This is a genomic window from Arthrobacter gallicola (assembly GCF_014836775.1).
GTDB classification, from domain to species: Bacteria; Actinomycetota; Actinomycetes; order Actinomycetales; family Micrococcaceae; genus Arthrobacter_B; species Arthrobacter_B gallicola.
Genome location: NZ_JACSQD010000007.1, coordinates 75,900 through 100,829 on the forward strand (window position 1 = coordinate 75,900; position 24,930 = coordinate 100,829).

The 24,930-nt window shown below is 65.3% G+C and carries 30 protein-coding genes; 14 read left to right on the top strand and 16 right to left on the bottom strand.

Going from position 1 to position 24,930, the window contains the following annotated elements; translation table 11 throughout:
• Positions 1–168 precede the first annotated feature (168 nt).
• The gene (locus H9639_RS14380) at positions 169–1,143 is read left to right on the top strand and encodes an MBL fold metallo-hydrolase (protein WP_225219638.1); all 975 of its coding nucleotides are present in this window, start codon (positions 169–171) and stop codon (positions 1,141–1,143) included.
• Here the strand turns inward: H9639_RS14380 and H9639_RS14385 are convergent.
• From H9639_RS14385 to H9639_RS14395, 3 genes are all read right to left on the bottom strand, one after another.
• On the bottom strand, positions 1,140–1,907 hold the full coding sequence (locus H9639_RS14385) for an IclR family transcriptional regulator (RefSeq protein WP_191808763.1): 768 nt from the start codon (positions 1,905–1,907) through the stop codon (positions 1,140–1,142). The two genes, H9639_RS14380 and H9639_RS14385, sit on opposite strands and share 4 nt — an antisense overlap.
• Positions 1,908–2,036: 129 nt before the next feature.
• A complete protein-coding gene (locus tag H9639_RS14390) occupies positions 2,037–3,290 on the bottom strand; it encodes a cytochrome P450 (protein ID WP_191808764.1) in 1,254 nt (417 codons plus the stop codon).
• Between the two features lie 106 nt (positions 3,291–3,396).
• On the bottom strand, positions 3,397–4,362 hold the full coding sequence (locus H9639_RS14395) for a PDR/VanB family oxidoreductase (RefSeq protein ID WP_191808765.1): 966 nt from the start codon (positions 4,360–4,362) through the stop codon (positions 3,397–3,399).
• A gap of 206 nt (positions 4,363–4,568) precedes the next feature.
• On the opposite strand from H9639_RS14395, the gene H9639_RS14400 reads away from it, so the two are divergent.
• Positions 4,569–4,970, top strand: a complete 402-nt coding sequence (locus tag H9639_RS14400; RefSeq protein WP_318242105.1) for a YidH family protein — start codon at positions 4,569–4,571, stop codon at positions 4,968–4,970.
• Positions 4,971–5,312: a DUF202 domain-containing protein gene (locus tag H9639_RS14405; RefSeq protein ID WP_191808767.1), complete on the top strand. Its 342-nt coding sequence runs from the start codon at positions 4,971–4,973 to the stop codon at positions 5,310–5,312.
• 4 nt (positions 5,313–5,316) lie between these two features.
• On the opposite strand, the gene H9639_RS14410 is transcribed toward H9639_RS14405, so the two are convergent.
• Together H9639_RS14410 and H9639_RS14415 are read right to left on the bottom strand one after the other, a co-directional pair.
• Positions 5,317–5,817 (bottom strand): DinB family protein, encoded by a 501-nt coding sequence (locus tag H9639_RS14410; RefSeq protein ID WP_191808768.1) that lies wholly within the window; start codon positions 5,815–5,817, stop codon positions 5,317–5,319.
• A gap of 46 nt (positions 5,818–5,863) precedes the next feature.
• Entirely contained in the window at positions 5,864–6,166 is a 303-nt protein-coding gene (locus tag H9639_RS14415; protein WP_191808769.1) for a hypothetical protein, read from the bottom strand.
• A gap of 350 nt (positions 6,167–6,516) precedes the next feature.
• Between H9639_RS14415 and H9639_RS14420 the strand changes: the two genes are divergently transcribed.
• The 5 genes from H9639_RS14420 (at position 6,517) to H9639_RS14440 (ending at position 8,857) form a co-directional block, all read left to right on the top strand.
• Complete coding sequence (locus tag H9639_RS14420; RefSeq protein ID WP_191808770.1) at positions 6,517–6,882, top strand: ArsR/SmtB family transcription factor; 366 nt, start codon at positions 6,517–6,519, stop codon at positions 6,880–6,882.
• A complete protein-coding gene (locus H9639_RS14425; protein ID WP_191808771.1) occupies positions 6,879–7,385 on the top strand; it encodes an SRPBCC family protein in 507 nt (168 codons plus the stop codon). Before H9639_RS14420 ends, H9639_RS14425 begins: the two co-directional genes overlap by 4 nt.
• On the top strand, positions 7,382–7,864 hold the full coding sequence (locus H9639_RS14430; RefSeq protein WP_191808772.1) for an SRPBCC family protein: 483 nt from the start codon (positions 7,382–7,384) through the stop codon (positions 7,862–7,864). The genes H9639_RS14425 and H9639_RS14430 overlap by 4 nt, the downstream gene beginning before the upstream one ends.
• A 27-nt stretch (positions 7,865–7,891) precedes the next feature.
• Complete coding sequence (locus tag H9639_RS14435) at positions 7,892–8,329, top strand: VOC family protein (protein ID WP_191808773.1); 438 nt, start codon at positions 7,892–7,894, stop codon at positions 8,327–8,329.
• A gap of 114 nt (positions 8,330–8,443) precedes the next feature.
• A complete protein-coding gene (locus H9639_RS14440; protein WP_191808775.1) occupies positions 8,444–8,857 on the top strand; it encodes a VOC family protein in 414 nt (137 codons plus the stop codon).
• Between the two features lies 1 nt (position 8,858).
• On the opposite strand, the gene H9639_RS14445 is transcribed toward H9639_RS14440, so the two are convergent.
• Both H9639_RS14445 and H9639_RS14450 read right to left on the bottom strand, forming a co-directional pair.
• The gene (locus tag H9639_RS14445; RefSeq protein WP_191808776.1) at positions 8,859–10,280 is read right to left on the bottom strand and encodes an alpha/beta hydrolase; all 1,422 of its coding nucleotides are present in this window, start codon (positions 10,278–10,280) and stop codon (positions 8,859–8,861) included.
• Positions 10,281–10,363: 83 nt separating this feature from the next.
• Positions 10,364–10,885, bottom strand: coding sequence for a TetR/AcrR family transcriptional regulator (locus H9639_RS14450; RefSeq protein WP_191808777.1), 522 nt, complete (start codon positions 10,883–10,885; stop codon positions 10,364–10,366).
• 102 nt (positions 10,886–10,987) lie between these two features.
• Here H9639_RS14450 and H9639_RS14455 point away from each other — a divergent pair, with 102 nt between their 5' ends.
• Positions 10,988–11,701 carry an MBL fold metallo-hydrolase gene (locus tag H9639_RS14455; protein WP_191808778.1) on the top strand — a complete coding sequence of 238 codons (714 nt, stop codon included), beginning with the start codon at positions 10,988–10,990 and terminating at the stop codon, positions 11,699–11,701.
• Here H9639_RS14455 and H9639_RS14460 read toward each other — a convergent pair.
• Positions 11,698–12,141, bottom strand: coding sequence for a nucleoside deaminase (locus tag H9639_RS14460; RefSeq protein ID WP_191808779.1), 444 nt, complete (start codon positions 12,139–12,141; stop codon positions 11,698–11,700). The two genes, H9639_RS14455 and H9639_RS14460, sit on opposite strands and share 4 nt — an antisense overlap.
• Positions 12,142–12,191: 50 nt before the next feature.
• Positions 12,192–13,115: an LLM class flavin-dependent oxidoreductase gene (locus H9639_RS14465; RefSeq protein WP_191808780.1), complete on the bottom strand. Its 924-nt coding sequence runs from the start codon at positions 13,113–13,115 to the stop codon at positions 12,192–12,194.
• A gap of 87 nt (positions 13,116–13,202) precedes the next feature.
• Here H9639_RS14465 and gluQRS point away from each other — a divergent pair, with 87 nt between their 5' ends.
• Positions 13,203–14,126, top strand: coding sequence for a tRNA glutamyl-Q(34) synthetase GluQRS (gluQRS, locus tag H9639_RS14470; protein ID WP_318242106.1), 924 nt, complete (start codon positions 13,203–13,205; stop codon positions 14,124–14,126).
• A 98-nt stretch (positions 14,127–14,224) separates the two neighbouring features.
• Positions 14,225–14,698 (top strand): nitroreductase family deazaflavin-dependent oxidoreductase, encoded by a 474-nt coding sequence (locus H9639_RS14475; protein WP_191808781.1) that lies wholly within the window; start codon positions 14,225–14,227, stop codon positions 14,696–14,698.
• Between the two features lie 24 nt (positions 14,699–14,722).
• On the opposite strand, the gene H9639_RS14480 is transcribed toward H9639_RS14475, so the two are convergent.
• Both H9639_RS14480 and H9639_RS14485 read right to left on the bottom strand, forming a co-directional pair.
• Complete coding sequence (locus tag H9639_RS14480; protein WP_191808782.1) at positions 14,723–14,965, bottom strand: hypothetical protein; 243 nt, start codon at positions 14,963–14,965, stop codon at positions 14,723–14,725.
• A gap of 186 nt (positions 14,966–15,151) precedes the next feature.
• Positions 15,152–16,057 carry a GmrSD restriction endonuclease domain-containing protein gene (locus H9639_RS14485; RefSeq protein ID WP_191808783.1) on the bottom strand — a complete coding sequence of 302 codons (906 nt, stop codon included), beginning with the start codon at positions 16,055–16,057 and terminating at the stop codon, positions 15,152–15,154.
• A 116-nt stretch (positions 16,058–16,173) separates the two neighbouring features.
• Between H9639_RS14485 and ppk2 the strand changes: the two genes are divergently transcribed.
• The 3 genes from ppk2 to H9639_RS16940 all read left to right on the top strand — a co-directional run bounded on the left by ppk2 (position 16,174) and on the right by H9639_RS16940 (position 20,205).
• Complete coding sequence (ppk2, locus tag H9639_RS14490; protein ID WP_191808784.1) at positions 16,174–17,211, top strand: polyphosphate kinase 2; 1,038 nt, start codon at positions 16,174–16,176, stop codon at positions 17,209–17,211.
• 51 nt (positions 17,212–17,262) lie between these two features.
• The gene (locus H9639_RS14495) at positions 17,263–18,000 is read left to right on the top strand and encodes a FadR/GntR family transcriptional regulator (RefSeq protein WP_191808785.1); all 738 of its coding nucleotides are present in this window, start codon (positions 17,263–17,265) and stop codon (positions 17,998–18,000) included.
• A 528-nt stretch (positions 18,001–18,528) separates the two neighbouring features.
• Positions 18,529–20,205 (top strand): HNH endonuclease, encoded by a 1,677-nt coding sequence (locus H9639_RS16940; protein WP_318242107.1) that lies wholly within the window; start codon positions 18,529–18,531, stop codon positions 20,203–20,205.
• A gap of 179 nt (positions 20,206–20,384) precedes the next feature.
• Here H9639_RS16940 and H9639_RS14510 read toward each other — a convergent pair whose 3' ends face one another.
• The 5 genes from H9639_RS14510 to H9639_RS14530 form a co-directional block, all read right to left on the bottom strand.
• On the bottom strand, positions 20,385–21,434 hold the full coding sequence (locus H9639_RS14510; protein ID WP_191808786.1) for an L-idonate 5-dehydrogenase: 1,050 nt from the start codon (positions 21,432–21,434) through the stop codon (positions 20,385–20,387).
• A gap of 11 nt (positions 21,435–21,445) precedes the next feature.
• Positions 21,446–22,219 carry an SDR family oxidoreductase gene (locus H9639_RS14515; protein ID WP_191808788.1) on the bottom strand — a complete coding sequence of 258 codons (774 nt, stop codon included), beginning with the start codon at positions 22,217–22,219 and terminating at the stop codon, positions 21,446–21,448.
• A gap of 95 nt (positions 22,220–22,314) precedes the next feature.
• On the bottom strand, positions 22,315–23,718 hold the full coding sequence (locus H9639_RS14520; RefSeq protein ID WP_191748704.1) for a GntP family permease: 1,404 nt from the start codon (positions 23,716–23,718) through the stop codon (positions 22,315–22,317).
• Positions 23,719–23,753: 35 nt separating this feature from the next.
• The gene (locus tag H9639_RS14525) at positions 23,754–24,281 is read right to left on the bottom strand and encodes a gluconokinase (RefSeq protein ID WP_225217495.1); all 528 of its coding nucleotides are present in this window, start codon (positions 24,279–24,281) and stop codon (positions 23,754–23,756) included.
• 98 nt (positions 24,282–24,379) lie between these two features.
• On the bottom strand, positions 24,380–24,889 hold the full coding sequence (locus H9639_RS14530; protein WP_191808789.1) for an Lrp/AsnC family transcriptional regulator: 510 nt from the start codon (positions 24,887–24,889) through the stop codon (positions 24,380–24,382).
• Between the last annotated feature and the right edge of the window lie 41 nt (positions 24,890–24,930).

The following is a 24,930-nucleotide window of genomic DNA, read 5'->3' on the forward strand; positions in this document are numbered from 1 at the left end:
CCGGTGTGGGGCGTTATTTCCTCGACTGTAAGTTCGTGTGACCTGAGCAACAATTTGCGCTTTCCGGTGGCCGGAAAGCTCGTCCGGTTTTTCTCTCCGCGGGCGGGCATTCTGGAGTCAACCGACTTCCAACCTCGCCGGGCCGGCGAAGATATGCGAGCACACGACATGAACAAGCCCCTCCCGGAGCCTGCGGCGGGCATGTCCGTCATCACCCTCGGAACCGCCGCCGGACCGGCCATCCGCGGTCCGCATCCGGGGATGGCCACCGCCGTCGTGGTGGACGGCAGTTTCTACCTGGTGGACTTTGGCCTGGGCATCACCCGGGCCGCGAACAGCGCCGGGCTGCGCGGAGAGAACCTGCGGGCCTGCTTCATCACGCACCTGCATTCGGACCATGTGGCAGAGCTCCCGGGCTATTTCCTCTGGAACTGGGGCCGCCCGGTCAACGGCATCACCACTCCCGCGACTGTCTTCGGCCCGGGCACCGATCCGCAGGGAATCCCCGGTGAAAACGGCGGAACCGCCGCCATGGTTGAGCACCTTCTGGAGGCGTTCTCCTACGACATCAACATCCGCGTCCATGACGAGGGCCGCCCTGACCTGCGGGAACTGGTGCTCGCCGCGGACATTGAACTGCCCGCCGCAGTGGCCGGCACCGCGCACGGAAACCACACCCCCGCCATGGAACCCTTCCTCGTCTATGAGGACGAGCTGGTGCGGGTCAGCGCCATCCTGGTGGAACATCCCCCGGTGTTTCCCGCCTTCGGCTTCCGGATTGAGAGCCGTTACGGGTCCGTGGTCATTTCCGGCGACACCACGGAGTGCGCCAACATGGTGGCACTGGCCACCGGCGCCGACCTGCTGATTCATGAAGCAGTGAATCTGGACTACTTCGCGGCGCTGGACATGGCGCCGGAGTTCCTCAACCATCAGCGGATCTCCCACACCACGGCCCCGGGCGTCGGCCGGGTCGCTGCGCAGGCCGGCGTCCCGCACGTCGTGCTCTCGCACCTGGCCGGGCTGGCCAGCGACGACGAGTGGACGGCGGGTGTGCGGACCGGGTTCGACGGCCGCATCACCGTGGCTGCTCCAGGCAACCGGTTCGACGTCGCAGGCGCCGCGCTGGCGGAAGCGCTCTAACCCGCAAGGCCGGTCAGGCCGCCCACTTCACGCCCGACGGCGGCGGCGGCCACCTGCAGGGCCGGAATGATCCGCTCGGGTTCCCGCATTGGCCCGATGAACACGACGCCTAGGGCGGCCATCAGCTGCCCCTTGGAGTTCAACACCGGCACCGCCAGCCCCGAGGTGCCCAGGGCATGTTCTTCGCGGGTGGTCGCGTACCCGTTGTCCCGGGCCTCTTGGACCTGTCGATGCAGTTTGCCGGGCTCGATCACGGTGTACGGGGTGCGGCGGCCCAGGTTGGCGAAGGCCTTCGCCCGGACCTCCGCGGGGGCATAGCCCAGGATGATCTTCCCTGCGGCGCTGACGTGCAGCGGAAGCCGCTCCCCCACCTGAGCCACCGGTTTTCCCACCGCAGTGCCCGCAAAGCGTTCAATCAGCAGCGCCTGCTGGCCCTCCAGGACAAACAGGTTGACCACCTGCCGGGTCGCGAAGAGCACGTCCTGCATGTAAGGACCGGCAATGGTCTTGAGGTCCTTCTCCACCGGGGCCAGCAGGCCCAGTGTCCAGAGCCGGTGCCCCACGTAGTAGTTGTTGCCGCGTTTGGCGACGGCGCCCCACTCGAGCAGCTCGCCCAGGAGCCGGTGGCAGGTGGCTACCGGGGTTCCCGAGCGGCGGGCAATCTGGGACAGCGTGAGCTTGACGTTGCCGGCGTCGAAGGCCCCCAGGATGTTCAGCGCCCGTGAGGTGACCGACTGTCCTTTGGCCGCTGCCTGTCCTGCCACTGCGTCAACCTCCGGTAGATCTGTGCGCCTGCCCGCAAGGGCTTCATTTGTTATATAGCGAAACGCCCGAAGCGCCCCCATCCGGGCGCTTCGGGCGCTGCGCCCGCGTCATGTTCGGGTAACAGGGGCCTATCCGGCGGCCGGAACCACCCGGACCGGAATCGAGGAGAAAGCGTGCAGCACGTTGTGGATCTGGGGCACGGGATCGCCGGTTAGTTCGATCCGTTCAACTGCTTCGGCCAGTGCCCTCAGCACCAGCTCGATTTCCAGCCGGGCGATGGGCTGGCCAACGCACTGATGCAGGCCCATGCCGAAGGCCACATGGCCGGAAGCGCTGCGGTCCAGATCGAAGCTGTCCGCGTTCTCGCCCCACTTGCGCGGATCCCGGTTCGCTGCGCCCATAAACAGCAGGATCTTCGCATCTTTGGGAATCAGCACACCTTCGATCACCGAGTCCACGGCCGCCGTGCGGTGGAACATCTGGAACGGCGATTCCAGACGCAGAGCCTCGTCCACCGCGAATTTTGCCAGGTTTGGGTTCGCACGCAGTTTCTCCCATTGATCCGGGTTCCGGGCCAGGCACAGCAGCGTGTTGCCGATCCCGGTGACAGTGGTGTCGACGCCGGCGGAGAGCAGTGCCCGCACCAGCAGTGCCGCTTCATCGGCGGTGATGCCGCCGTCGTCGGCCACCTCCCAGATACCGGCGCCGAATCCTCCGGGCCGCAGGTTCCGGCGCTCGCAGTTTTCCATCACCCAGGCGGAGACCGCGTCCGCGTCCCGGAAGGCTTCCTCATAGACCTCGTTCCGGGGCCCAAAGGCGTTGAAGGTCATGGACCCGTACGGCAGCAGGTTCTCGCGTCCGCCCTGGGGAATCCCCACCGCATCGGGGAAGACCTGCAGCGGATACACCTCGGCCAGGTCCCGGACCACGTCAAAGCTGCCGCGGGCCACCAGCTCCTGCACCAGGTCCCGCGCCGGGGGTTCAAACTCGGACCGGAGCCGGCGGACCGAGGACGGGCTCACCACCTTGGACAGGCCGCGCCGCATGGCGGTGTGCGTCGGCGGATCCGACTCCAGGATGCCGGCCGGGCGCCATTCTGCGGATTTCCTCCGGTCGGCCGGGCCCAGCCCGCCGCCGGAAATATAGGTCTCGAAGTCGGTCAGGATTTCATAGACCGGCTCGTACCGGGTCACCGCGTAGGAACCGTACTTCTCCAGCCACACCACCGGCCCGGCTTCCCGCAGCTTCTCATGCAGCGGATAGGGGTCGGCCAGGTTGGCCAGGGAGAAGGGATCATCGGCCAGGGACGGCACGGACTCCGGGTTTCGCGCAGACGCCGGCGCGCCGGTGCCGGTGCTTGGACTGACTGTCTTGGTTGTCATGGGGTTCCTATCAGCGGTATCTGGTGGCCGGGTGGGTCAGGCCAGGCGGGTCAAGCCAGGCGGGTCCGGCTGGGAGTGTGAGGCCGGGTGGGTCAGGCCGGAAGCGTCAGAGGTCCAGTGCGAGGGTGCTGCAGCCGGCCGCAGCCCGGGATACGCAGACCAGCATGGTCTCGCCGGAGGCTTTGTCCTCCGCGGAGAGCACGGCGTCCCGGTGATCCACTTCGCCTGCTGCAACCCGGATTTCGCAGGTACCGCACACGCCCTGCCGGCAGGAGGACAGGACCCGGATCCCCGCCTCCTCCACGACTTCCAGCACCGTCTTGTCCACCGGGACTTCCAGGCGCAGGCCGGAGTTCCGCAGATCAAGCTCGAAGGGTTCCGCCGAGGCTCCGCTGCCGTCCAGCGCGGCAGCCGAAAAAAGTTCGGTGTGCAGGGCTCCGGGCGGCCAGCCCATGCAGAAGTCCTCGATGGCGTTCAGCAGCGGGGCGGGACCGCAGGCGTAGACCAGCATTTTCGCGCGCGGCAGGCCGAGGAGGCCCTGCAGATCGATCCGCCCGTGAGTGTCCGCGGGATACAGCAGCACCTTCTCGCTGCCATACCTGGCTTCCAGCTCGTCAGCGAAAGCCATTGAGGCACGGCTGCGGCCGCCGTAGGCCAGGCGCCATTCCCGGCCGGCCGCTTCGGCGGCTTCGATCATGGGAAGGATGGGGGTAATGCCGATTCCGCCGGCGATAAACAGGTATTTGCGGGAGTCCTGCAGCGGGAAGTTGTTCCGCGGCCCGTTGATGGTGAATTCGGTGCCTTCAGGCAGGGATTCGTGAACGTACTGAGACCCGCCGCGGGATTCCGGGGTGTGCAGAACGCAGACTTGCAGCATCGATGGGTCAGCGCACGGCGAGCAGAGCGAGTACTGCCGGATAAAGCCGGGCAGCACCAGGTCGATGTGGGAGCCGGGCTGCCACTGCGGGAAATTGGTCCGGTCCGGGTTCCGCAGCGTCAGGCGGACAACGCCGTCGGCCAGCGTCTCCTTCTTCTCCAGGACAACTGTCCTGCTGGTGCTTCCTTGAGCCATTGCCGCTGTTCCTTCCATCCCCTGCGCGCCGAAACGGCGCAGCAGCTCCGCACTGCACGTTACGGTTCGACGTGACCCACGGCACTGCATGCTTTCCGGGCAGTGGAAAGGCGGGCCCGGCAGGCAGCCGCGTTGCGGTCCATGGAAAGGCCCGGCGCTACCATCCTTAGGAGGATGTTTCCCCTATGGATAGAAGGAAGGCTGACGTGCCGCGTCCCAAAACGCTGAGTTCACCTGCTGAGCGCGGACGTCTCTCTGCGCGGCTGCTGCGGGGCGGCGAGGAGCCTGATCCCCGGTTCACGCTTGCCAATGAGCGTACTTTTTTGGCGTGGATTCGCACGTCACTTGCACTGCTGGCCGGTGGCATCGCGGTAGAGGCGTTCACCGCTGACCTCTTTGTCCCTGAGATCCGGAAGGCCGTAGCTCTGCTGCTGCTGATCCTGGCCATGGCCATCGGCGGCGGGGCGTTTTTCCGCTGGCTGGGTGTGGAACGGGCCATGCGGAACAAGACCCCGCTGCCGCTGCCGCTGCTGGCCCCGCTCCTTGCTGTCGGAGGCGGAATCACCGCGGCGGTGCTGGTGGTGTTCGTCGTCCTGCGGCCCGCCTAGATGGCTCCCCCGCTGACTGGGCACCAGGACCCGGGTCTCCAGCCGGAGCGCACCGCCCTGGCCTGGGGCCGGACCGCCCTGGCACTGGTGGTGGCTGCAGCTATCTTCCTGCGCTGGATGCCCCACCATGGCTGGTTCGCCGGCACGCTTGTCGCGCTCGCCCTGGCCACCGCCGTCGCCATTCACTTCACCCAGAAGCGCCGCTACAGGCTGGGCTCCGCAGGCATTTCGGCTGAAGCCGGGCAGCCCAACACCGCGGCGGCGCTGGCACTGTCCCTCGCCGTCGTTCTCCTGGGCGCGGTGGGGATTGCTGCTGTCATCTGGCTGCCGGTTTCCGGCTGAGCCCTTACTCCCCCGTCACTCCGTCCAGCAGTTCGCGGACGATGTCCAGGTGCCCGCAGTGCCGGCCGGTCTCTTCAATCATGTGGACCAGGACCCAGCGCAGGTTGTGGGTCATCCCGTCGGCCGTGCCCAGGTCGTCGAGCTGGTAGCGGGCTGCCACCTCCCGCGATTCGGCGCAGGCTGCCTGGTAGTCGGCAATGATTTCCGCCAAGCTGTCGTTTTCGGTGACCCGGAATTCGCCGTCGGGATCAGCATCGCTCCAGCGGGTGGGAACGTCCAGTTGTCCGTCCATCCGGTCCCGGAACCAGGTGCGTTCGACGTCGGCCAGGTGCCGGAGCAGGCCGGAGACGGTGGTGAGGGAAGGCAGGACCTGGCGGGCGGCGTCGGCGTCACTGAGCCCCTGGGCTTTGTGGACGGCACTGGCCCGGAGGAAATCCAGGAACCCGTTCAGGGTCTCGCGTTCGTTGCCGGCTTCCGGCGGGTCAAGTCGTTCATCGGTGAGCATCGGCTCAGCGTAGCGGCCGTCACTGACTGTCCTGCAGCCGGGTGCGTCACAAACCGACCAGCCGCAGACTCAGTGCCAGCAGCATCGTGGCTGCCCCGGCGGCTGCCACAGTGAGCGCCGCACCCTGGGTGGTCAACCGCAGCCAGGATTTTCGGACAGTCGCCGCAGAGTACAAGCCGGTGATCAGCAGGATCAGTCCAGCCATGCCCACGAAGCCCGGCAGGCCGTTGTCCTCCCCCTGTGCCACCACCAGCAGCAGAAGTACCAGGCCCAGGGCGAAACTGGGCCAGTGAAAACCGGATTCGCTGCTGCCCGTGCCGGCGGTCTGACTGCGGTCCATCGAAACCATGGGCTGTCCCCTTCCGCGGGCTGACGCCGCCTAAACGGCTCAGCCGGAGACAAAACACGGTACTCCTGCCTGCCCTGTTCTGGTTCTGGGAGCACCGAAAGTGCGGCAGAAAACCACGGACTTAACAGGTGCGCCGGAGCCCCCGCGAGGAAAAGTGCTTCCATGACGAAGGGCGGTCATGGCAACGCCACCGGGACTCGAAAGACCAAAAACATCACGTCCAACCTCTTGCCGCCGGGCCAGGGCAGGCGTAGCTTGGAACGTAATCAATCAGTTGGTTGATCAAACGCAACATTGAATACCGTTTTGACTCCCTACAGGCACACTGCACACGAAACGTTGGCCAGCAGATGAACGAATCCCGTGACGACGCCCTCCTCGACAAGGCCTTCCTGGCCCTTGCCGATCCGGCCCGCCGCCGCATCATCGCCAGGCTCTCCAAGGGCCCGGCCACGGTCAACGAACTGGCGGAACCCTTCGCGATCACCAAGCAGGCGGTTTCGAAGCACATCCAGGTCCTCGAGCAGGCGCAGCTCGTCACGCGAACCCGTGACGCCCAGCGCCGGCCCGTGCACCTGAACCCCGCACGGCTGGAGGCGCTCACAGCGTGGATCGACCGGTACCGGCTGGTCCGCGAGGAGCAGTTCCGCAGCCTCGACTCCGTGCTCTCCCAACAGGCCGCGCACAGCGGCCCGCAGGCAAAGGATCCATCATGACCAACGCACTGCAGCTGTCCGTTCCCGACGGCGTTCCATTTATCGACTTTTCCCGTGAGATCGATTTTCCCGTGGCCGACGTTTTCGAGGCCCACCGGAATCCCGAGCTGATTGTCCAGTGGCTGGGTCCGCGCGGCATGGAGATGGAGATTGACCATTACGACTTCATCACCGGCGGTTCCTACAAGTACACACACACCGGCCCGGACGGTGTCCCCTACGACTTCACGGGCATCTTCCACACCGTCCGGGAGAACGAATTCGCGATCCAGACCTTTGAGTTCTCCGGCTATCCCGACGTCGTCAGCATTGAGTCGATATCCTTCGAGGACCTCGGCAACGGCAGGACCCGGCTCAGCGGCCGATCGGTGTATCCCACGCAGGAGGCCCGTGACGGCATGGCGTCCTCCGGCATGGAAGGCGGCATGAGCGAAGGCTACGACCGGCTGGAGGAACTCCTCGCCACCCGCACCCAGGAGACGACAGCCCAGGAGGCATCATGACCAATGCACTGGAAGTCACCGCTCCCGACGGCGTCCCGTACCTGGATGCCGCCCGGGAATTCGATTACCCGGCCCGGCAGGTGTTCCGCGCGCATGTTGACCCGGAGGTTTATGCCGAGTGGATCGGCCCGGACCGGCTCACCACCCGGGTTGACGGCTTCGAACCTGTTTCGGGCGGCTCCTACCGCTTTGTCCAAACCGACGACGACGGCGGTGAATTCGCCTTCCGGGGCGTCTTCCACACGGTCCGGCCGGACGAATTCATCCTGCAGACCTTCGAATACGAGGGTTATCCGGACCACGCCTCGCTGGAGTATCTGCATTTCGAGGACCTGCCCGGCGGCCGGTCACGAATGCACGGGCGCTCACTCTATCCTTCCGTGGAGACCAGGGATAATTTTCTCTCCTCGGGCATGGAAGCCGGGATGGCTGCCGGCCTGGACAAGCTCGAGCAGCTGCTGGCCTTCGCCACTGCCTGATCCGCCGGCACAACCAAGGGAGGAACCATGGACTGGACCCTGGAAGTCATTGTGGTCCCCATCAGCGACCTGGACCGCTGCATCGCGTTCTACGCCGATCAGGTGGGCTTCAAACTCGATCACCACACCGTCACGGAGCAGATGCAGTTCGCTCAGCTGACACCGCGGGGATCCGGCTGCTCGATTGTGATCGGCAATGTTCCCGGACAGGCTCAGATGGAGCCGGGCTCCCTCAAAGGACTGCAGCTGGTGGTTTCCGATGCTGCGGCTGCCCGGGAGGAGCTCCTCTCCCGCGGAGTCGAGGCCGGGGAGATCATGGTTCTCGACGAGCGCGACGGCGGCACTCTGTTCAGTTTCGAGGATCCGGACGGCAACGGCTGGGTGGTGCAGCAGATCAGGGCACGTGCCGAAAAGCCGTTGATCCCGCGCGATCCCGAAGCCGCTGCGGCCGGGGAACCCGCTTAAAAGCTCCAACAGAACGACGGCGGCAGCTGCCTTTTCGAGAAAGGGCAGCTGCCGCCGTCGCTGAGTTTTTCAGCAGCTGGGAATGCGGCAGCCGCACCCGGGGTTGGTGCTGGCATGGAGACACCGAATCCCGTCCGCCAGCTGCGCCTGGTGGTCGAAGCCGAAGATTACGACGCCGCCCTCACCTTCTACCGTGATGTCCTGGGCTTGCCCGAGCAGGAGTCCTATCAGGGCGACGGCGACGCCCGGGTCACGATCCTCGACGCCGGCCGGGCCACTCTGGAACTGTCCAACCCCGCCCAGGTCCGCATGATCGACCGGGTGGAAGCGGATGGGCAGCCCAGCCTGAAGGTCCGGGTGGCCTTCGAGGTGGACGACGCCACGGCCCGCACCCAGCAGGCCGTGGCGGGCGGAGCCGAGCTGGTTGCCGAGCCCCGCGAAACCCCGTGGCGGTCGCTCAACTCCCGGCTCAACGGCCCCGCAGGCCTGCAGCTGACCCTGTTCCAGGAGCTGGACGAACTCCGGTAACTTAGCTGCCCTTTCCGCTGCCGTGGCCGTTGCCGTGGCCGTGACCTGCTGTGTAGGTCCGGTCGTTGACGAACTCAGCCGGCCGGTACTTGATGAAGTCCGCACCACCCAGGCCCAGTGATTCGGCGCGGCGGTCGAGCTGCTTCGGCTCGGCGAGGTTGGCCCATCGTCCTGTGTCGAGGCGTTCATCCATGGCGAGCACGGCTGCGGTCCGTTCCGCGTCGGTAAAGGTGCAGTGCCCGGTCCGCTCAACGTAGGACTGGCGCAGCAGTGCGTTACTGCCGGCTTCCCGCACGGTTTCCTCGTATTCCTCGAGGTACTCAACGGGCGCCAGGATATCGGCCAGAGTGTGCATGGTCAGCACCGGAACCTGCAGATTTCCGTGCGGTGTGGATGTCCGGTCCATCCACCCCAAAGCATCGGTATCCGGGGTGATATCTGCCGTCGTGGTGAGGGTTCGCAGATCACCTCGAACATCCAACCCGGCAGAACGGTACAGCGCCTCGACCTGCTGCCGCTGGGCGGAGTCCTGCAGCAGTGCCCGGTAGTCCACGCCCGCGTTCCAGCCGCTATCGCCGTCGGCCGCATTCACGATTGAAGAGCGCGAGCCCACTACGAAGGGAATGGTCTGCAGCAACCAGTTGTATTGGGCTACCTGCTGCGCGGCGTAGTCCTTGTGACCCGGGGCAGTGGACCCGCTGAACCAGGTTGGTGTGTTCATGAATGCCGCAGCCAGCGCCAGCCGTGCTCGGCCTTCGGGCGTAGTTTGCGCCTGCTGCACCGCACCCATCAGCGCGTTGATTGTGACTCCGGCTTCCGCTCCGGTGCGGAAGCCGGTCAGCTGAAGCTCCTGGCCGGGAAGGAGCAGTTCCGCGAGCGCATGGATTCCGTCCAGCTGGTAGTTGTTCAGGTTGATTCCGCCTCCCAGCAGCCCGCAAGTGCTCACCACACCGTCAACCCCGCTGTTCGGAACTTCGGCGATGAGGCTGCTTACCAGCCCTCCCATTGAGGTGCCGAAAGCGATGGTCCGGTCCGGTTCACCGGCAGCTGCCGAGAATGCTGCCAGCGTTCCCAGTTGGTCATCCACCGCCGTGCCAAGTGCCCACCCGGCGCTGGCGTACGACGACGAGGCCACGGCGAAACCCCTGTCGGTCAGTGCCTGGGCCGTGGAGTCAAAGCCCTGGTCCCAGGCGGGGTTGTCCGGTCCCGGACGGAAGCCGTGACTGTAGAGCACCAGTTTGCCGTTCCAGTCCGCCGGAACCTCCGCCGCCCAGGTGGCCCCGTTAGCCAGTGTCCCGCCGAGTTCAGTGACCGCGGGTTCGGCTGCCATGGCTGTTGCCGGTGCCGCGATGAGTGCCAGGGACACAGTAAGTCCCAGTGTTTTCAGTCTGTGCATGGTTTCGCCCGTTCTTCTCTGCGTCATTGCAGGAGGTTCCTCCCAGTCCCGCTATCCTTCACGACACCGGAGCAGGGAGCAAGGACAACAGTCCGGACGAACAACGGCTCTCAGGACGCGAGCGCGGCGCTCACCCGCTCGATCCCGTAGGCGAAGGCATGGTCGAGGTCTCCGCCCAGTCGGAAGGCCCCGGCGAGTTCCATGGACAGAAAGCCTGTCAGCCAGGCGGTCATAAACCGTGCGGCTTCCAACGCATCCGTCTCACCCACGGCGGTCCTCGCCGCCGCCAGGACTGGTTCGCTGGCCCGTGCCAGGTCTTCGGCCGTGGCGCTGCGGGTACTGAGCAGCCGGAATCCCTCCGGCCGCTCGTGGGCGAACGTCCGGTAGGCGTGCGCCATTCCGGCCAAAGAGTCCTGGGCTTCCAAGCGTTCCCGGAGGTCCTCAAGCGTGGCTGCGGCGATCAGCGTCAGCAGTGCCTCCCGGTCCCGCACATGCTTGTACAGCGACGGCGCCCGGACACCCACCCGGTCGGCCACAGCCTGCATGGTCACCCGACCAGGACCGCCTGTCTCCAGAACCTCCCTGCCGGCCGCCACGATTTCAGCGAGCGACGTTCGTTGCGGTGTGGGCATAACAACTCCTGGCTGAAAACGTAAGCTATTGACATTAGCCATGATAGCTAATTACCGTAACTATATCGCCGGGACACGCCCCGGCCGGTGGAGGAGGAAACCATGAAGCTCGGACCGCAGCTGCACCGGATCGGCAACGACATCGTTGCGGCGTACCTGGTTCTTACCGATGAGGGCATCACCATCATCGATGCCGGACTTGCCGGACACTGGAGCGACCTGCAGCGCGAGCTCGCCGCCGTCGGGCGCCCCCTCTCGGATGTCCGCGGCATTGTGCTGACCCATGGCGACACCGACCACCTCGGCTTCGCCGAGCGGCTGCGCCTGGCCACCGGCATTCCCGTGTATGTGCACAGCGCAGACGCGGCCCGGGCCAAGGGACAGGACAAGCCCAAGGCGTCCGCCGGCCGTATGCGGCTTGGTCCGACGCTGAGCTTCCTCGCCTATTCCCTCCGGAAGGGCGGCTGGCGGACCAAGTACCTGACCGACGTCGTCCCGGTGGAGGATGGCGATGTGCTCGATTTGCCCGGCTCGCCGCGGATCATCGCACTGCCGGGACACTCCCCCGGCAGCGTGGCCGTGCATGTGCCAGCCGCCGGCGCGCTCTTTGTGGGGGACGCGCTCACCACCCGCCATGTCCTGACCGGACAGGTTGGCCCGCAGCCGGCGCCGTTCACCGATGACCCGGCACAAGCGCTGGAGGTGCTCGACCGTGTCACGGGCCTGCAGCAGGTCGACTGGGTTTTGCCCGGCCACGGGACTCCGTGGAACGGACAGATTTCCGGCCTCGCCGCTGCGGTGCGGGCGCAGAGTTAGAGCAGCCCGATGTCCTCGTTCCACAGCGACGGGTACTCGGTCATAAAGTCCTCCATCAGCAGGGCGCAGGCGTCGTCATCCAGCACTTCAAGCTGCACTCCCCGGCTCCGCAGCAGGTCTTCCGCGCCGGTAAAGTTCCGGTTCTCGCCAATGATCACGCGCGGAATCCCGTAGAGCAGCACTGCTCCGGCACACATGTCGCAGGGCGAAAGCGTGGTGACCAGGGTGGCCCGCCGGTAGGAACCGGCGGGCAGCCGGCCGGCCTGCTCCAGGCAGTCCAGTTCCGCATGCCGGATTACGCTGCCGAGCTGCTGCCTGCGGTTACGTCCCGTAGCCACAATCGTGCCTTCGACATACAGCGCCGATCCAATGGGGATTCCGCCCTCGGACAGGCCCTTCCGGGCGGCGTTCAGCGCGGGCAGCAGCAACTCCGATGTCATGGCCCCACACTAGGAGCCACAGCCCCCGGCAGGGAAGGGCCGCACGGACTTCAGGTTCCGGCGGCCCGCGCCGCGGCCACGGTTTCCCGGACGGCGGGGGCGACCTCGGCGCCGAAACGGGACAGGTCAGCGGCATCATCACTGGCCAGGAGGAAGCCTGAGATTCCGTAGTCCAGGGCCAGTTCCGCCAGCGGTTCAACCCACCGGTGCGGCGGGCCCTGCAGCCGTCCGGAACCTGCTCCGTTCAAGGAACCTGCAGGGCCAAAGGACCCGCTGATATTCAGCAGCCGCCGGACAGCGCCGGGGCTGCGCCCGGCTCCGGCAGCGGCGTCGTCTATCCGTGCGTTCAGTCCGGCCAGCTCCCCCGGCCCGCCGGGCAGATACCCCAGGGAGGCGAACCAGCCGTCGGCCAGTTCCCCGGTAAGCCGGAGCATGCGGGGTTTGTAGGCACCGAGCCAGATGCCGACGTCGTGCGCCGGTGCCGGACCGCGCTTGGCTCCCTCGACCCGGTGTATTTTTCCGTCGACCCGTAGAGGCGAGCCCGCGGAAACGTCCCAGATCCCGCGGATGATCCGGATGGCCTCCTCCAACCCGGTGACCGCGTCGCCCGGGCTGAGCCGGTCTCCGCCGGAGGCCGCGATCGCATCCCAGAATGCTCCGGCTCCCAATCCGAGCTCGAAGCGTCCGCCGCTGAGCAGGTCCAGACCGGCCGCACTCCGGGCCACAATGACCGGCTGCCGCAGCGGCAGGTTCAGCACATCGGTGGCCAGCCGTATCCGCGTGGTCCGCGCCGCCAGATAGGACAGCAGCGTCCAGGTGTCCAGGAACCGCGGCTGGTACGGGTGGTCCTGGAACGCCGCCAGGTCCAAGCCGGAGGCTTCGGCAGTCTGCACCAGCTCCACCGCCCGCTGCGGCGGGGAGGCGAACGGCGTGATGAAGGCTCCGAACAGCAGGTCGCGGCCGTAGTCGGGCATCAAGGGCTCCTGACAGCTGGGGTGAGTGGGAGCCAGCCTATTCCTCCGGTGCGGCATCCGGGCAGCCTGGTTTGTAGGCTGGAAGACGTGCCCCATGAGATTCCCGCCGTCCCTGCCGATGTGTCCGCCGCCGGTGCCGGACGTTTTGCTCCCAGTCCGTCCGGTGAACTCCACGTCGGCAATCTCCGGACGGCATTGCTGGCCTGGCTTTTCGCGCGCAGCACCGGCCGGGATTTCGTCCTCCGCGTGGAGGACCTGGACCGGGCCCGCGCCGGAGCCGAGGCCGCCCAGCTGCGCGATCTGGCCGCCGTCGGACTGGATTGGGATGGCGAAGTCATCCGGCAGTCCGACCGGACACCGGTCTATCTCGAGGCAATTCAACGGCTGCGGGAAGACGGACGGGTCTATGAGTGCTTCTGCACCCGCAGCGAAATCGCCGACGCGCCCCGCGCCCCGCACTCGCCGCCGGGTGCCTATCCCGGAACCTGTCGCAACCTTTCGGAGGCGGAACGGGAACGACGCCGACGTGAACGTCCGCCGGCCCTGCGGCTGCGTTCCGAGGTCACCGAGTACACCATCCATGACGTCCTGCATGGGGACTACACCGGTGTGGTCGATGACCTGGTGCTGCTGCGCAACGACGGCGTTCCGCCGTACAACCTGGCCGTCGTCGTCGATGACGCTGCCCAGGGCATCAATCAGGTGGTCCGCGGTGATGATCTCCTCTCCTCCACACCCCGGCAGGCATACCTCGCGTCGCTGCTGGGACTGCCGCCGGTGGACTATGTGCACGTCCAGCTGGTGCTGGGGCGTACCGGCAAGCGGCTGGCGAAGCGCGACGGCGCGGTGACGCTGGGCGGTTTGGCGGACCTTGGCATTTCTGCCCGGGACGCGACGGCAATGATTCTCGGTTCCCTGGATCTTCCGGGAACCCTGCCCGAGGCCTTAGCTGTGTTTGATCCTGCCAAGCTGCCGCTGCATCCGTGGGTCTTTGAGCCGCCGGGTCGCTGAACTGCGGGCCCAGAACTGTCCTGTTCCTGAGTTAGGCCGGGGCGTTTACCGGTTTTGGGGGCTGGCCAGGTTCTGCTGCCGAGGTGTTCACTGGTGCCATGCCCCTCACCGGCGAATATGTCCCGAGTTCCAGTAAGAGATCCGCGAAACAGGCCGAGCAGATTGAGTCCTCCGGCGGCACCCGCGGCACTACTCTCAACGGACGTCCCGTTGTCCTGCTCACCACCAAGGGCGCGAAAACGGGCAAGCTGCGCAAGACCCCGCTGATGAGGGTGGAGCACGACGGCGACTATGCGGTGGTTGCCTCCCTCGGCGGCGCTCCCCGGCACCCGGTCTGGTACTACAACGTCAGGTCACACCCACATGTGGAGCTGCAGGACGGTCCGCAGAAGTGGGATATGCAGGCCCGCGAGGTCACCGGCGAGGAGAAGGCCCTGTGGTGGGAACGAGCCGTGGACGCTTACCCGCCCTACGCCAACTATCAGGCAAAGACTGACCGGGAGATCCCTGTGTTCGTTCTGGAGCGGCTGGACGTTCCTGGGGCCGCGCCGGCACCTGCGCCGGCGGGCTGAGGTGCGGCCCCGGAGCGACCTGGTTTAGACAGCAACGCTGCGGGTAAACCACAGCCGGTAGCGGAATCCGCCCAGGCGGATCGAGAGCACGGGGGAATCAATCTTTGCTTCGCGCCGGGCCGGGACCGGCAGCAGTTCCGGCGTCGACGCTGACCTGTGCTCAGCCCTTCTGCGGTGCTCGGCATTTGCCCGAGCTGCTTCGTCCACGCGTTCCCGGTAATCCAGCCGCGCCAGTTCAATCTCCATCAGCCCCATGGCTTCTCTCACGTCCCTATCCCTCTATCCCTGTGCCGCCGCTGCACTCTGTGCGCTGTGTGCGCTGCCGGCAGGGAGCTCTTCTTACCGGAACTAACGCTAGAAGCTTGGGCAGGTCTGGACGAGGCCGTTCAGGACAGGATTGGTCCGCATCCGAAAGGTGTTTGCCGGAGGGTTTTGCGGGCCCGGAAAATTAGCCTAGGAGGTGCAGCCGACGCCGTCTCCATCGCCGTCGAACTTAGGATCCCAGCCCGGGTCGCCGGGGCGGATAGGTGCGGCTCCCGCAGCTTTGACGGCCGAACAATTGGCATAGACCGGCGTCGTGGCCCCCTCGGCGTCGGTTCCCGCGGCGTCTATTCCGGCAGCGTCTATTCCGGCAGCGGCGAACCGCGCCGCCGTTCCTTCCCGCGCCGGCACGGGCTCCTCCGGGCAGCCGGAGAGAACGTTGGCAATCGCATCGTGTTCCGCCTGGGTCATCCAGAGCCCGTATTCCGCTTTCACCGCGGTCTGCCGCGCAACATATTCGCAGCGGAAGCCCTTATTCGGCGGCAGCCAGGTTGCGGCGTCGGAATCCGACTTCGCTCCGTTGGTGGGGCCATCGGCGGCGAGCAGGTTCAGCGGATCGTTGGCGAGCTGCCGGCGCTGTTCCGCGCTCAGCTGCTGGGCGCCTTTCTGCCAGGCGTCGGACAGCGCCACCACGTGGTCAATCTGCACTGCCGTGCTGGTTGTATTGCCGCGGACAAAGCTGATGGATGTTCCGGTGTAGGGGTCGAGGAACGTCCCGGAGGCGATGACGCAGTCCTTGGTGCCCTCCCGGAAAGTGAGGTTCACCAGGTCCCGGGCCAGGATGTCGTTGCGGGTGTCGCAGCCGTTGCGGTCGACGTCGGCCCATGCCGGCCCAAACTGGTCGCGGTCGTATCCGGTTTTCGGCGCCCTGCCCTTGATTGGAATGCTCGTTAGCTGTTCCAGTGCCGTTCCCGCCTGGGCCTGCTGGCTGGGCGGTGCGGCGGCGGCAGGGCCGGATTCCTGCGGCACGCAGGCCGTTCCGAAGATGAGGAACGAAAGGACGAACAGGGACACGAGGGTGGAGCGCAGGTATTTCATTTGGCATCAATTATCTGTGCCATTTGCCGGAAACCCGGGGAGGCTCACGGCGTGCCCTTCCGCTGGTCCTGCCGTCCGCGTAAATTCGGTGGTGCAACCCCTCACGAGGAGATCCCATGGCCACGGGCAAGAACGCATCCAAGTCCGGCACTCCGAACGCGCTGGCGCAGGAGCTGGCAGGGCGGGACGGGCAGGACGGGAGGTCCGGGCGGGCCGGGCCTGACGACGACGGCGGCCGCGTATCCGTGGCCGAGGACTACGCGGCGGAACTCGACGAGCTGGAAGAGCTCGGTTCCAAGACGGGAACTGTTCAGGAAAAGGTTGAAGCCGCCGCCTGGACGCACAATTATCCGTACGACAAAAAGCTCTCCCGCCGCTCCTATGAACGGCAAAAACGTCAGCTGCAGATCGAATTGCTGAAGATGCAGCTGTGGGTCAAAGAAACCGGCCAGAAAATGCTGATCATCTTTGAGGGCCGTGACGCTGCCGGGAAGGGCGGTGCGATCAAGCGGTTTAACGAACATCTGAATCCCCGCGGTGCACGCGTTGTCGCATTGGAAAAACCCAGTGAGCAGGAACGCACACAGTGGTATTTCCAGCGCTATGTCGCACGTCTTCCCAGTGGCGGGGAGATCGTCATGATGGACCGTTCCTGGTACAACCGTGCCGGCGTCGAGCGCGTGATGAATTACTGCACCCCCGCCCAGTATCTGGAGTTCATGCGGGAGGTGCCGGAGCTGGAACGGATGCTGGTGAATTCCGGTGTCCTGCTGCGCAAGCTCTGGTTCTCGGTGGGCCGGGCCGAGCAGGTGGCCCGGTTTGCGGCGCGCGAAACGGATCCGGTGAAGCAGTGGAAGCTCTCCCCCACCGACCTGGCCAGCTTGGACAAATGGGATGACTACACCCAAGCCAAGGAAGCCATGTTCTTTTATACGGACACCGGCGATGCTCCGTGGACGGTGGTGAAATCCAACGACAAAAAACGCGCCCGGCTTGAAGCAATGCGCTTCGTCCTGAACGGCGTCGATTATCCCAATAAAGACCTGTCCGTGGCGCACGCGCCGGATCAGCTGATCGTGGGTCCTGCCGCCAGCCATTATGAAGAGGGTGAAGAACCCAACGGAATGTTTCCAGTGGTCAAACCGCAGAACTGATGTGCCCCCTGTTGCATATGATGTCTGGGTGACTGCTACCCGAAGACTCCCATGAGTTCGCGCCTGCACAGCCTGGTCATCGAATCGCTCGGGCGCAGGATTGTTTCCTGCGAACTGGTGCCCGGTGACACCATGCTTTCCGAACAGCTCGAGTCGGAGCTGAATGTCTCCCGGTCTGTTGCCCGCGAAGCGGTCCGGGTGCTGCAGTCCCTGGGCCTCGTGGAGACGGTCAAGCGCGTGGGGATCCGGGTTCTCCCTGAAACATCCTGGAACGTGTTCGATCCCTACATTGTGCGGTGGCGGCTCGCAGCCAAGGCGGGCAAGGGTGCCCAGCTGAGGTCCCTGACCGAACTGCGTTCCGCCGTCGAGCCTGCTGCTGCCGAATTAGCGGCGCAATACGCTCCGGAAGACATGGCTGCCGAACTCATGGCTGTTGCCGCGAAGATGCGTGCTGTGGGGCGTGCCGGAGATTTGCAGCAGTTCCTGGAGCTGGATATTCACTATCACGCTCTGGTTCTCGCGGCGTCAGGGAATGAAATGTTCAGCCAGATGCAGTCCATGATCGCTGAGGTCCTTCGCGGCCGGACCGACTATGGGCTCATGCCCACCCATCCGCATGAGGAAGCGCTGCAATGGCACGTCGACGTCGCCAACGCCATTCAGGCGGGTCAGCCTGAAGAAGCGCGTGCCGCGATGGACCAAATCATGCGGCGGACAAAGTCCGAAGTTGAGAGTGTCTGGAAGGACGAGCCTCGGATCTTTGCGCAGCCGGAGGTTTCGGAGGGGTAGGTCGGGGTGGTCCGGCCGCGGGGGCAGCGGCGGGACGGCGGGGGCAGCGGCGGGACGGCGGGGGCAGCGGCGGAGCGGCGCGGAGCGGCGGGCGGCGGTGCGGGCGGGGGCAGCGGCGGAGCGGCGCGGAGCGGCGGGAACGAGACTTGTCGACGTGTCTTGTCCTCCACAGGTGTGTGCCGCGACCGTGGGCAGAGTTACTTATCCACATTTTGTCTCCCTACCGGTCCTGGCATGGTTGTTTGTTTCTAGCCTTTGACCATGTTGGAGATGGAAGCAGGCCTACGCGACGGGACCCACTGGGCGGAAACTGAGCTGCCCGTGCCGGGTCTTAGTCGTCGTTCTCCGGCTGGCAATTTTCCCGCAAAATCCTCAGTTACGCATGCGGGTTCCAACCCGCAGTTTGCACGCTCTCCTCTTCACTCAGCAAGGCAGCCGTCAATCGCCGATGTCTGTGAATGGATCAGCCACCTGAAAGATGTTGATCCAGCCCGTCTGAACGATGCGGATCTGATTGACCTGACCAGGGTGCTGGAAGAACTCAAAGCCGCAGCCGCTGCAGCGCAGGCCCGGGCAGCGGCAGCCTTTGATGCCTCCCAACGCCAGGCCCAGACCCAGGCAGGACTACCCGCCGCCCAACTCAGCCGTGGAGTAGGAGCCCAAATCGCACTGGCCCGCCGGGACTCACCCCACCGCGGAGGCAGGCACCTCGGCCTTGGCAAAGCCCTGGTCCACGAAATGCCCCACACCCTCCACGCCCTATCCACCGGAGTACTCAACGAATGGCGAGCCACCCTCCTGGTCCGGGAAACCGCCTGCCTCGACGTGGAAGACCGGCGCCGGGTCGACGCCCTGGTCTGCGGCAACCCCGCCGCACTGGAAGGAATCGGGGACCGCAAACTCATCGCCAGGATCAGGACCCTCACGCAGGCCATTGATCCTGCCTCCCAGGTCCGCCGTCATGCCAAAGCCGTCGCCGACAGATACGTTTCCTGCCGTCCGGCACCGGACACCATGTCCTATCTGACCGGACTGCTGCCCGTCGCCCAGGGCGTAGCAGTATTCACCGCCTTATCCCGGGCCGCTGACTCCCTGCGTTCCTCAGGGGACGAACGCGGCCGGGGCCAAATCATGGCCGACACCCTGGTGGAACGGATCACCGGGCAAGCAACCGCATCCCAGGTACCGGTCGAGGTCCAGCTCGTGATCACCGACCGGACCCTCTTCAGCAGTGCCTATCAATCCAAGCAGGCAGGAGGCTGCCGCCATGTCGATGTCGATGCCGATGCCGATGCCGATGCCGATGCCGATGCCGAGCAAACTTTGTCCGCTCCACCGGTCGCAACACCTTCGTCACCCATAAACAAGCAGCCGAACGGCATCTGCGACGTTGAGGGAGGCAGCGACGGAGGCGGCGACGACCCAGCATACTTCCCCGGGTACGGCGTCGTTCCCGGGCAATGGGCCAGGGATCTCATCACCGGCGCACTTCGCGTAGAGGAGCCGGACCTGACCGCCGACAACCATGCGCCTGGCGACCGCCTCGCGCCCGGTCGGCACAACCAGCCTGAACGGCGCATCCCTCCGAGCGACAGCCTCCCACCCGATCGGCAGAACCCGCCCGGTCAACACAACCCACCGGGTTACCTCATCCCACCCGGCGGAGACAGAACGCCGTTCACCGACCCAGCCCCAGACCCAGACCCGGCCCCAGGCGCAAACCCACGCCAGGTTCCGTCGCAGGAGCACATCTACAGTCATGCCCGTGCGGACACCGTTGGTCCTGGGCCCGTCCGCCGTAAAGCCAAGCACGGTGTTCGCGAACAACCCCTTGTCACGCTGCGCCGGCTCTTCCTGAACCCCGAAACGGGTGAACTGATCGGCATGGATTCCAAAGCCCGTTACTTCCCTCCGGGCTTGGCAAGGTTGATCCGTACCCGCGACCAGACGTGCCGGACACCGTGGTGCGATGCACCGATCCGGCACATCGACCACATCCGTCCCCGTTCCTCCGGCGGACCAACCAACTACGCCAACGGACAAGGACTCTGCGAAGCCTGCAACCAGGCTAAGGAAGCACCCGGCTGGACCGCAGATATCACCGGCATCCCAGGACAGCGCCACACCGTCCGAACCGTCACACCCACCGGCCACGCGTACGAATCCACAGCACCGTCCCTGCCCGGGGCGCCGCCCGCCCAGTAGTCCGGTGACGCGGCGGACGTATCGAATCCGCTTCTCCTACCGGTCCGGCAAGCCCGTCCAACGAATACAGCCCCACCAACGGGTACACCGCCCCACGCAAAAGGACGGGTGCACCTGTTCATGAACAGATGCACCCGTCCTGCTAAAGCAAGCGTGCCGAAAGGACCGTTCCGGAGAAGCTACTCCGCCCCACCAAAACGCAGCAGGACCTTGCTGCTCACGGAGGCGTCCCGGGCAACACCGAATGCCTCCAAGGCATCCTCGGCCGCGAACTCGTGCGTGACGACAGGATCAATCTGCAGGGTCCCGTCAGCCAGGGCTGCAATCACCTCGTCGATCTCATCGTTGAAGCGGAAGGAGCCAACCAGTTCCAGCTCCCGCGTGATCGCCAGGGAGATCAGCGCCGGCTGCTCACCCGAAGGCAACAGACCGACCATCACAACACGGCCGCCACGGGTTGCGCCCTGCACGGCGGACATCAGGCCACGGTAGCTGCCGGAAGATTCGAAGCAGATATCCGCGTCCACAGCGGCGATAGCCTCGGCATCCGTCGCCAGGATCGACCGGTCCGCTCCCACTTTGCGGGCGGTAGCCAGAGGCTGCTCGTGCATGTCGGTGGTGATGATCTCACCGGCGCCGCGGGCCTTCAGCACAGCCGTGATCAGCGCACCGATCGGACCGGAACCGATAACCAGAACCCGCTTGCCGCGCACATCGCCAGCACGTGAGACAGCGTGCCAGGCGACAGCAGCCGGCTCCACGAGAGCAGCACGGCGCATCGGCAGTTCCTCCGGAAGCACCCGGAGCATCCGCGTCGGAAGGTTCACGTACCGGGCGAAGGCACCTTCGGTGTGCGGGAACCGCGCCGCACTGCCAAGATACGTGCACCCCGGAGAGAGGTTCGGCCGGTCCTCGGGGTAGCGTGATCCGTCGCCCGGGCCCGGGGTCGCCGGATGCACGGCCACAGCCGTACCCACAGCCGGACCCGATCCGTCCGCCGCGGCACGAGCCACGCGGCCCACTACTTCGTGGCCAAGAAGCATCGGCGCCTTCAGGATGGACTCCCCTGCCGCACCGTGCTGCCAGTAGTGCAGATCGGACCCGCAGACACCGCCGTAGGAAACCTCAATAACGGCTTCATCGGCGCCGGGAGCAGCCAGGTCTACGGGCTCAACCCGCAGGTCACCGGCACCATGGGCTACAACGCCAAGAACACTTTCAGGAATCATCGTTCCGCCTTTCAGACCACGGTGGTCATGCCGCCGTCAATAAAGACGACCTGACCGTTAATGAAGTTGGATGCATCCGAAGCCAGCCAGATGGCCGGACCCACGATGTCCTCCACGGTTCCCCAGCGCTTGGCCGGGGTACGTCCCAGAATCCAGGAGTTAAACGCCTCGTCATCAACCAGGTTCTGGGTCATTTCCGTGTGGATGTAACCCGGAGCGATCGCGTTGATCTGCAGGCCTTCGCCGGCCCACTCCGCCGTCATCGCACGGGTGAGGTTCCGGATGCCGCCCTTGGAGGCGGTGTACGGGGCAATGGTGGGACGTGCCAGGTCGGTCTGCACCGACGCAATGTTGATGATCTTCCCGGCACCGCGCGGAATCATGTGCCGTGCAGCCTCCCGGCCCACCAGGAAAGCACTGGTGAGGTTGGTGCGCATCACGCGCTCCCAATCGGCGACGTCGAGGTCCAGCATCGGCACACGGTGCTGCACTCCGGCATTGTTGACCAGAATCGACAGCGGACCAACTTCGCGCTCCACCCAGGCAACGCCGTCGGCCGCTGCTTCCGCATCGGTGACGTCGAACTGGCGGGCGAAGATCCGGTCATCACCGAACTCGGAAGCCAGAGCGGCCCGGGCCTTCTCCAGCCTGTCGCCGTCGAGGCCGTTGAGGACCACAACCGCTCCGGCACGGGCAAGGCCGCGGGCAATCGCGTTGCCGATCCCCCGGCTTGATCCGGTGACCAGGGCGATCCGCCCGGAAATATCGAACATGTTCTCAGCCATGTGCTGCATTCCTTTCCTGCACCACCAGCACCAACGGGGCGGTGATGCCAAAGCGGCCGGGGGCAGCTGCTGCCGCCCCCGGCCGTACTACATTGTTAGACGCTCGATGCGACCAGGTAGATCGCAAGGGCCAGGATGAAGCCGACGGCGCCGATCAGCGCCTGCCCGACGGTCCAGGTCTTCAGCGTGGTCTTGGTGTCCATCTGGAAGAAGCGGCTCACCAGCCAGAAGCCGGAGTCGTTCACGTGGCCGGCAAAGACCGAACCGGCAGCCAGGGCCAGGACGATCGCGACGGTCTGCACGGCGTTGAAGTCCGGGTTGTCCAGGACAACGGGCTGCACCAGGGCGGCGGCGGTGGTCAGGGCGACAGTAGCCGAACCCTGTGCCATACGGACGATGGCAGCGATCACGAAGCCTGCAACGATGACCGGCAGGCCGATGGCATCGAGTGAGTCGGCGATGGCGTTGCCGATACCGCTGGCACGCAGCACGCCACCGAACATTCCGCCGGCACCGGTGATGAGGATGATGGAACATACCGGGCCGAGGGCGCTGTCCACGACAGTCTCGATGAGGGTGCCCTTTTTGCCCTGGCGGCGACCCAGCAGCCACATGGCCAGGAACACGGTGATCAGCAGGGCGATCGGGGTTTCACCGAACGTACGCAGCACCTGCACCCAGGTGTCCTCGAGGGATACGAGTTCTGCTGCAGCAGCCATGTTCAGGCCGGTGTTCAGGAAGATCAGGATGAACGGCAGGACCAGCAGGGTGATGATGGTGCCCAGGCTGGGGCTGGAGCGGAACTCCGACTCAGCGGAACCCTTCGGAGCGTCCAGGATGGTCGGAACCGGGATGTTGAACTTGCGGCCCAGGAAGTGGCCGAAGAGGTAGCCGGTCAGGTACCAGGTGGGGATCGCGACGAGCAGGCCGAAGATCAGGACCAGTCCGACGTCGGCGCCCAACAGGCCGGTGGCTGCCACGGGGCCGGGGTGCGGCGGAACGAAGATATGCATCACGGAGAATGCGGCCGCTGCGGGGAAGGCGTAGGTCAGCAGGGAGCCGCCCATACGGCGGGCAACGGTGAAGATGATCGGCAGCATGACCACGAGGCCTGCGTCGAAGAAGATCGGGAAGCCGAACAGCAGCGAGGCCACGGAGAGGGCCAGCGAGGCCCGTTTCTGGCCAAACTTGTTGATCAACGCGTTGGTCAGCACTTCCGCGCCGCCGGAGACTTCCAGCATGCGGCCCAGCATGGCGCCAAGGCCAACGAGCAGCGCGACGCTGCCCAGGGTCGAGGAGAAGCCGCTCAGCAGCGTGGGTACCAGGTCAGCCGCCGCAACGCCGGTTGCGATGGCGGTAAGCACGGAAACCGTGATCAGTGCCAGGAACGCATGGATGCGGAACTTCATAATCAGCACAAGGAGCAGCGCAATGGCTGCAACTGCGACCAACAGGAGGCCGGGTGTACCCAGCGTCCAGTTGAGCTCAAGATCGGTCATCGTTGTCCTATCAGGGTGAGGTGAGTAAGCCGGGCTCAGTGCCCGGCCGGGGCGAAGGCTTCCGCTGCGGCGGCCGCGATTTCGTCGAGGCTCAGCGAGATGTCCAGCCGGATGCCGGCTTCGTCCTCACCGAGGGGTTCCAGGGTTGCGAACTGGGAATCCAGCAGCGTGGGTGGCATGTATTCGTGGTCGCGCTGGGTGAGCCGCTCCGCGATCAGTTCCCTGGATCCGTCCAGGTGAATGAACTGGGTCTCGGGTGCATAGGAGCGGATCAGGTCTCGGTACTGCCGCTTCAGGGAAGAGCAGGCGATCACCGTGGCGGTTCCCCTCTGCAGGCCCGCAGCCAGCTCACGTCCGATGGCACGCAGCCACGGTTCGCGGTCGGCATCGGTTAGGGGATGCCCGGAGGCCATTTTCTGTTTGTTGCTGACCGAATGAAGGTCATCTCCATCCAGGAAGGGCAGTCCCAGGCGGGCGGCAACTGCCTGGCCCGCTGTGGACTTGCCACAACCTTGCACTCCCATAACCACCAGTGGGGTATACGGCTTGTCCGCCAACGGCATGGCAAAACTCCTCAGACGCTCCATTACATCTGATTTGCTCGTGGCTGAGCCAGTAATAAATCAGATTTATCAGGTCCAAGATAGCACAAGGAAACTCCTCAGCCCGCAGGCCGCCGCACGGAGACGTACTCGAAGATCACGCTGGTATTAGTCCCGGCCACCTCCGGATGAACGCTGATGTTGTGGGCCACCAGGTCCCGCAGCGCTTCCGAGTCGGACAAAGCCACATGGATCAGGAAATCCCGGTCCCCGGTCACAAAGAAAATGCTCTCCACTCCGGGCAGCCGGGCTAAATAGTCCTTAAACGTCGCCAAATTGGAACGGGCGTGGGCATGGAGCCGGATCGCGATCATCGCCTGCAGTCCCCGGCCGGTGGCCGCCGGATCGACATCGGCATGGAAACCGCGGATCACCCCGCTGTCCTGCAGTGCTCGAATCCGCCCGTGGCAGGTGGAGGGAGCAACGCCGACGGCGGCGGCAATGGCATTGTTCGGCATCCGGGCATCTTCCTGAAGAAGCTCGAGGATCCTGCGGTCTACCGGATCCAGGCCCCGCCGTTCCTTCGGTACAACGCTGGAAAAATCAGCCGCGCTCGAATCATTTGTCATGGAGGTGACCCTACAGAGAATTTTCTACAAAACCATTGCCT

What these genes read in the sequence shown, in the direction of transcription:
- H9639_RS14465 (WP_191808780.1), bottom strand. Translation starts at nt 13,115, where the DNA reads ATGCCCGACTACGGCCGCGACCTGCTGTTCGGAGCCTTCATCACGCCG.
- H9639_RS14435 (WP_191808773.1), top strand. Translation starts at nt 7,892, where the DNA reads ATGGACTGGACCCTGGAAGTCATTGTGGTCCCCATCAGCGACCTGGAC.
- H9639_RS14475 (WP_191808781.1), top strand. Translation starts at nt 14,225, where the DNA reads ATGCCCCTCACCGGCGAATATGTCCCGAGTTCCAGTAAGAGATCCGCG.
- H9639_RS14495 (WP_191808785.1), top strand. Translation starts at nt 17,263, where the DNA reads ATGAGTTCGCGCCTGCACAGCCTGGTCATCGAATCGCTCGGGCGCAGG.
- H9639_RS14460 (WP_191808779.1), bottom strand. Translation starts at nt 12,141, where the DNA reads ATGACATCGGAGTTGCTGCTGCCCGCGCTGAACGCCGCCCGGAAGGGC.
- H9639_RS14515 (WP_191808788.1), bottom strand. Translation starts at nt 22,219, where the DNA reads ATGGCTGAGAACATGTTCGATATTTCCGGGCGGATCGCCCTGGTCACC.
- H9639_RS14390 (WP_191808764.1), bottom strand. Translation starts at nt 3,290, where the DNA reads ATGACAACCAAGACAGTCAGTCCAAGCACCGGCACCGGCGCGCCGGCG.
- ppk2 (WP_191808784.1), top strand. Translation starts at nt 16,174, where the DNA reads ATGGCCACGGGCAAGAACGCATCCAAGTCCGGCACTCCGAACGCGCTG.
- H9639_RS14420 (WP_191808770.1), top strand. Translation starts at nt 6,517, where the DNA reads ATGAACGAATCCCGTGACGACGCCCTCCTCGACAAGGCCTTCCTGGCC.
- H9639_RS14410 (WP_191808768.1), bottom strand. Translation starts at nt 5,817, where the DNA reads ATGCTCACCGATGAACGACTTGACCCGCCGGAAGCCGGCAACGAACGC.
- H9639_RS14430 (WP_191808772.1), top strand. Translation starts at nt 7,382, where the DNA reads ATGACCAATGCACTGGAAGTCACCGCTCCCGACGGCGTCCCGTACCTG.
- H9639_RS14525 (WP_225217495.1), bottom strand. Translation starts at nt 24,281, where the DNA reads ATGCCGTTGGCGGACAAGCCGTATACCCCACTGGTGGTTATGGGAGTG.
- H9639_RS14450 (WP_191808777.1), bottom strand. Translation starts at nt 10,885, where the DNA reads ATGCCCACACCGCAACGAACGTCGCTCGCTGAAATCGTGGCGGCCGGC.
- H9639_RS14395 (WP_191808765.1), bottom strand. Translation starts at nt 4,362, where the DNA reads ATGGCTCAAGGAAGCACCAGCAGGACAGTTGTCCTGGAGAAGAAGGAG.
- H9639_RS14425 (WP_191808771.1), top strand. Translation starts at nt 6,879, where the DNA reads ATGACCAACGCACTGCAGCTGTCCGTTCCCGACGGCGTTCCATTTATC.
- H9639_RS14510 (WP_191808786.1), bottom strand. Translation starts at nt 21,434, where the DNA reads ATGATTCCTGAAAGTGTTCTTGGCGTTGTAGCCCATGGTGCCGGTGAC.
- H9639_RS14455 (WP_191808778.1), top strand. Translation starts at nt 10,988, where the DNA reads ATGAAGCTCGGACCGCAGCTGCACCGGATCGGCAACGACATCGTTGCG.
- H9639_RS14440 (WP_191808775.1), top strand. Translation starts at nt 8,444, where the DNA reads ATGGAGACACCGAATCCCGTCCGCCAGCTGCGCCTGGTGGTCGAAGCC.
- H9639_RS14380 (WP_225219638.1), top strand. Translation starts at nt 169, where the DNA reads ATGAACAAGCCCCTCCCGGAGCCTGCGGCGGGCATGTCCGTCATCACC.
- H9639_RS14530 (WP_191808789.1), bottom strand. Translation starts at nt 24,889, where the DNA reads ATGACAAATGATTCGAGCGCGGCTGATTTTTCCAGCGTTGTACCGAAG.
- H9639_RS14445 (WP_191808776.1), bottom strand. Translation starts at nt 10,280, where the DNA reads ATGACGCAGAGAAGAACGGGCGAAACCATGCACAGACTGAAAACACTG.
- H9639_RS14405 (WP_191808767.1), top strand. Translation starts at nt 4,971, where the DNA reads ATGGCTCCCCCGCTGACTGGGCACCAGGACCCGGGTCTCCAGCCGGAG.
- H9639_RS14485 (WP_191808783.1), bottom strand. Translation starts at nt 16,057, where the DNA reads ATGAAATACCTGCGCTCCACCCTCGTGTCCCTGTTCGTCCTTTCGTTC.
- H9639_RS14520 (WP_191748704.1), bottom strand. Translation starts at nt 23,718, where the DNA reads ATGACCGATCTTGAGCTCAACTGGACGCTGGGTACACCCGGCCTCCTG.
- H9639_RS14415 (WP_191808769.1), bottom strand. Translation starts at nt 6,166, where the DNA reads ATGGTTTCGATGGACCGCAGTCAGACCGCCGGCACGGGCAGCAGCGAA.